Raw genomic sequence first — 3,806 nt, forward strand, 5'->3', positions numbered from 1 at the left:
TATCTTAACACAAGGAGAGGATAAAAAAAATGTATTTTAGCAAAAAATTGAATTTTATGAAGAATAAATTATTTTTAAGCTTTTTGTTTGTGGCTAGTTTGTTGCAAGCTCAAATTAAAATTCCACAAGCTAGTCCGTTATCTAAAGTGGAACAAATAGTAGGTCTAACAACAATTGATATTTCTTATTCTCGCCCTAGTGCAAAGGGTAGACCAGTATATGGAGAATTGGTTCCATATGGCAAAAATTGGCGCACTGGAGCCAATGAGAATACAACAATTTCATTTAGTGAAGATGTTATAATTGGAGGTAAATTATTATTGAAAGGTAAGTATGCGCTTTATACTACTCCAAAGGCAGATGCTTGGGATATTATTTTCTATAAAGACACAAATAATTGGGGATTACCTGAAGATTGGAATGAAAATGAGGTTGCGTTAAGAACAACGATTGTTCCAGAAAGTTTGTCGAAGCATGTAGAAACATTTACTATAGCAATTAATAATGTTACAACTGACAGTGCAACTTTAGATATTTCTTGGGAAAAAACTTTGGTCTCTGTAAAAATTGAAGTACCTACTCAAAAGGCCGTAGTAAAAAACATTAATCAAGCTTTACAAGGTCCTACATCAAATGACTTTTTTACTTCAGCTCAATATTATTATCAATCTAATAATGATTTCAATAAGGCATTAGAGTGGATAAATAAAGCAATTTCAATTTCAAAAGAACCTGAAGTTCCTTTTTGGTATTATAGATTAAAATCATTAATTCAATATAAATTAGGAGATATTAAAGGAGCGCTTGAAACAGCAAAATTGTCTTTAGCAGGAGCAACAAAAGCTAATAATCAAGATTATATCAAACAGAATAATGATAGTATTAATAGTTGGTCTAAAATGAAAAATTAAATTATAGTGTTATTATTATAAAAAAAAGAGTTCGAATTTTCGAACTCTTTTTTATATATAGATTTGAAGTTTACTCGTCATCTTCCTCTTCTTCTTCATTTTCTGGGGCATCTTCATCCTCATCAATATCTGAATCAGACTTTTCATCATCATCATCACTAACCGCATCTATTTCTAATTCTTTCAATGCGTCTAAACTTTCGTCAGGTGCATCAAAATCATCATCTTCATCATAATTTTCAATTCTATCAGAAAGTTTAGTACTTACTTTAACTAGATAAATAGTGTCTTCTGTTCTTACTTCAACAGCTTCAATGGTTTCATTTTTAGCATTTTTAAATCGAATTATATCTGACTCATCATATCCGTCAGGGAATTTTTCAACTAAAAGGCTTAAAATTTCATTTGTTAGTTTTGCGTAATCTACAATTACTCTTTTCATTTGGGTTATGCTTAATCAAGTTTGGTTTGTCAAATGTAATATTGAAAAATTAAAAATCAAATTTTTTTAATTTAATTTTTTTACATAATTACCATCCCAAAATATAGGCAAAAATTAATGGAGCTACAATTGTAGCATCAGATTCAACAATAAATTTAGGTGTGGTGATATCTAATTTACCCCAAGTTATTTTTTCATTAGGAACAGCACCGGAATAAGAACCATAACTTGTTGTGGAATCAGAGATTTGACAGAAGTAAGCCCAAAATGGTACATCGTGCATTTCCATATCTTGATATAACATAGGTACAACACAAATTGGGAAGTCTCCAGCGATACCCCCACCAATTTGGAAGAATCCAATACCTTTTCCAGTACAATTTTCTTTATACCAATCAGCCAACCACATCATGTACTCAATTCCACTTTTCATTGTAGTAGCTTTAAACTCTCCTTTAATACAATATGAAGCAAAAATATTCCCCATTGTACTGTCTTCCCATCCAGGAACAACAATTGGTAAATTCTTTTCTGCTGCTGCTACCATCCAAGAGTCTTTAGGGTCAATTTCATAATATTGTTCTAAAACCCCAGAATTAATCATTTGATACATAAATTCATGTGGAAAATAACGTTCCCCTTTTGAATCTGCATTATTCCAAATATCATATAAATGCGATTGTAATCTTCTAAATGCTTCTTCCTCAGGAATACATGTATCAGTTACACGATTATAATGATTTTCTAATAAATCCCATTCTTCTTGAGGAGATAAATCTCTATAATTAGGTACTCTTTTATATGAATTATGAGCAACTAAATTCATAATATCTTCTTCAAGGTTGGCACCAGTACAAGAAATGATATGGATTTTATCTTGACGAATCATTTCTGCTAATGATTTTCCTAGCTCTGCAGTAGACATAGCACCAGCTAGTGTTACCATCATTTTACCATTATCTAATAAATGTTCTTCATATCCTTTAGCAGCATCTACTAAAGCAGCAGCATTGAAATGCAAATAATGCTTTTCTACGAATTGACTAATTGGTCCTTTACTCATTTTGTTTGTTTTTATGAATGTATAGAAGCGGAATATTCTGCTCTTTTAATTATTTATCTTCTTTATTTTTGTGGTATCCTAAAATACTTAACACATCTTCTGCTTGTTGTTCTTCAGAAAAAATTTCAGTTGCTATGATACCATTTTTATCTTTATCAATCAAAATATGCTTTGGTTGTGGTAAAATGCAGTGGTGTAATCCTCCAAATCCACCAATGGTTTCCTGATAGGCTCCCGTGTTAAAAAACCCAATATACAATGGTTTTTCTTTATTGTATTTAGGTAAATATACTGCATTCATATGCTGTTCAGAATTGTAATAATCATCAGAATCACAAGTCAAACCACCTAAGAGCACACGCTCATAAGTGTCATTCCATCGGTTTACAGCTAACATAACAAAGCGCTTGTTAATTGCCCAAGTGTCTGGTAATGTGGTAATAAAAGAAGAGTCAATCATATTCCAGTTTTCTCTATCATTTTGTTTTTTTTGATATAAAACTTGGTAAACTGCTCCACCTGATTCACCTACAGTATAAGATCCAAATTCTGTAAAAATATGTGGCACATCAACTTCAGCATCATCACAAGCAATTTTAATTTGATTCAATATTTCGTCTATCATATACTCATAATCATAATCAAATGCTAAAGAACTTTTTATTGGAAATCCACCACCAATATTTAAACTATCTAATGATGGACACTCTTTTTTTAGTGCAATGTATACTTTCATACATTTCAATAATTCGTTCCAATAGTAGGCTGTATCTCTAATTCCTGTATTAATAAAAAAGTGAAGCATTTTAAGTTCAACTTTCTTATTTTCTTGAATTTGCTTTCTATAAAAAGGGACAATATCTTTATAACCAATTCCTAAACGAGAAGTATAAAATTCAAATTTAGGCTCTTCTTCGGCTGCAATACGAATTCCAATTTTAAACTTACCCTCAATTTGTTCTTGAAGTAAGTCTAATTCTTCAAAATTATCAATTACTGGAATTGTGTTTCTGTGTCCGTTATTAATCAAACGAGCAATATTTTCAACATATTTACCTCTTTTGAAACCATTACAAACTACAAAAGTATTTTTGTTAATTTTTCCATTTTCCATTAATTTTTCAACAATATTAATGTCAAATGCAGATGAAGTTTCGATATGAATGTTATTTTTTAAAGCTTCATTTAATACAAATTCAAAATGTGAACTTTTAGTGCAATAACAATAATAGTATTTAGCTTCATAACCGTGTTTTTCCATGGCATTTCTAAACCACATTTTTGCACGATTAATGTTTTGAGAGATTTTAGGCAAGTAGGTAAACTTCAGTGGAGTTCCATATTCCTCTACTAATTTCATTAAATCAATACCATGAAATTGTAGATTATC

At 30.5% G+C, this 3,806-nt stretch carries 4 protein-coding genes; 1 reads left to right on the forward strand and 3 read right to left on the reverse strand.

From position 1 onward, the window contains the following. Positions 1-56: 56 nt before the first annotated feature. A complete protein-coding gene (locus QZ824_RS10955; protein ID WP_291276055.1) occupies positions 57-911 on the forward strand; it encodes a DUF2911 domain-containing protein in 855 nt (284 codons plus the stop codon). A gap of 70 nt (positions 912-981) precedes the next feature. Here QZ824_RS10955 and QZ824_RS10960 read toward each other — a convergent pair whose 3' ends face one another. The 3 genes from QZ824_RS10960 to QZ824_RS10970 all read right to left on the reverse strand — a co-directional run. After that, entirely contained in the window at positions 982-1,353 is a 372-nt protein-coding gene (locus tag QZ824_RS10960; protein WP_291276056.1) for a DNA primase, read from the reverse strand. A gap of 88 nt (positions 1,354-1,441) precedes the next feature. Further along, positions 1,442-2,416, reverse strand: a complete 975-nt coding sequence (locus QZ824_RS10965; RefSeq protein ID WP_291276057.1) for a deoxyhypusine synthase family protein — start codon at positions 2,414-2,416, stop codon at positions 1,442-1,444. Positions 2,417-2,465: 49 nt separating this feature from the next. Further along, a partial coding sequence (locus QZ824_RS10970; RefSeq protein WP_291276058.1) for an arginine decarboxylase occupies positions 2,466-3,806 on the reverse strand: 1,341 nt, incomplete at its 5' end.

This window comes from Flavobacterium sp. (genome assembly GCF_021151785.1).
Lineage (GTDB): Bacteria > Bacteroidota > Bacteroidia > Flavobacteriales > Flavobacteriaceae > Flavobacterium.

What these genes read in the sequence shown, in the direction of transcription:
- QZ824_RS10955 (WP_291276055.1), top strand. Translation starts at nt 57, where the DNA reads ATGAAGAATAAATTATTTTTAAGCTTTTTGTTTGTGGCTAGTTTGTTG.
- QZ824_RS10960 (WP_291276056.1), bottom strand. Translation starts at nt 1,353, where the DNA reads ATGAAAAGAGTAATTGTAGATTACGCAAAACTAACAAATGAAATTTTA.
- QZ824_RS10965 (WP_291276057.1), bottom strand. Translation starts at nt 2,416, where the DNA reads ATGAGTAAAGGACCAATTAGTCAATTCGTAGAAAAGCATTATTTGCAT.